The sequence below is a fragment of the Shewanella sairae genome (assembly GCF_023283535.1).
In the GTDB taxonomy this organism is placed as follows: domain Bacteria; phylum Pseudomonadota; class Gammaproteobacteria; order Enterobacterales; family Shewanellaceae; genus Shewanella; species Shewanella sairae.
Genome location: NZ_JAKILT010000180.1, coordinates 1 through 1,249 on the forward strand (window position 1 = coordinate 1; position 1,249 = coordinate 1,249).

At 44.8% G+C, this 1,249-nt stretch carries 1 protein-coding gene; it reads right to left on the bottom strand.

The genetic code is table 11. The features are described from left to right. Positions 1-125 precede the first annotated feature (125 nt). Positions 126-1,249 (bottom strand): RCC1 domain-containing protein (locus L2748_RS23955; RefSeq protein ID WP_420833314.1); only part of this gene is annotated, 1,124 nt, incomplete at its 5' end.

The following is a 1,249-nucleotide window of genomic DNA, read 5'->3' on the forward strand; positions in this document are numbered from 1 at the left end:
CAATTACTTTAATAATAGACATGATGGTTCGCCTCTTTGATAGCCTAACCCTAAGGTTAGCTTAGGGGTGAGGCGGACCATCTAATTAAGCCCCGCAAAATGCGGGGCTAATATGCAATACTAATTTACATTATTGAACTTTCTATTCTAGCAAAGGCAGGTTTTAATTGTTCTTCTACAAGATGATTATCCCCAGCAAACGCGCTATTCCCCCATGCAACAACAGAACCATCTCCTTTTAATGCTGCGAAGGCGGCTTGGGTGCTGCTAATCGCCTTCACGTCAGAGTTTGCAGTAGTCACTGATACAGGAGCATTGTCACCTCCATTGTAACTTGGCCCCCACGCAACGACAGAACCATCTCCTTTGACTGCAGCAAAAGCTCTATCGTTTGAATAAATCGCTTTTACGTCTGAGCCTGCATTTGCCACCGATAAAGGAGGTTCGAAAACATTGTAGCCCCAAACAACGACAGAACCGTCATCCTTTAATGCTCCAAAACCCTCACCGAGTAATGTAATACTTTGAACGCCAGAGTTTTCATCCGTCACTGATGATGGGGCTCTCGCAGCATCACCCACCCCCCACACAATTACAGAGCCATCTCTCTTTAATGCTGCGAAGGCTGTACTAGTTGAATAAACTGTTTGCTCGTCAGGATTGGCTGATAATAGTGGCGGATTTCTTTCTATTTGCCCCCAAGTAATAACTGAACCATTTCCTTTGACCGCTGCGAAGCTGTATTCATTTGAATAAATGACTTTTACGTCAGAGTTTGCATCTGTCACTGATGCAGGAGCATTAGTGGTATTAGCGTATTGATGCCCCCAAGTAACGACCGAACCATCTCCTTTGACTGCAGCAAAAGATGCCGAGCTTGAAAAAATAGCCTGCACACCAGAATTTGCATCCGTCACAGATGATGGGGCTGTATTGTTGATGCTCCCCCAAGCAACTACGGAGCCGTCTCCTTTTAATACAGTGAAGCCTTCATTGTTTGAATCAATCGCTTTTACATCTGAGTTGGTATCTGTGACTGATGCAGGGGCATTATCATTGCGGCCCCACGCAACGATTGAACCATCTCCCTTTAATGCGGCGAAGGTCCAAATATTTGAATAAATAGCTTTTACGTCAGAGTTTGCATCTGTCACTGATGGCTTTGTTGCAATACTCAATCTCTCTTGTCTTTGAGTATGCTCAGGCCACTCGATAGCTATCAGGCATACCAAGGTGGGTGAAGCGATTT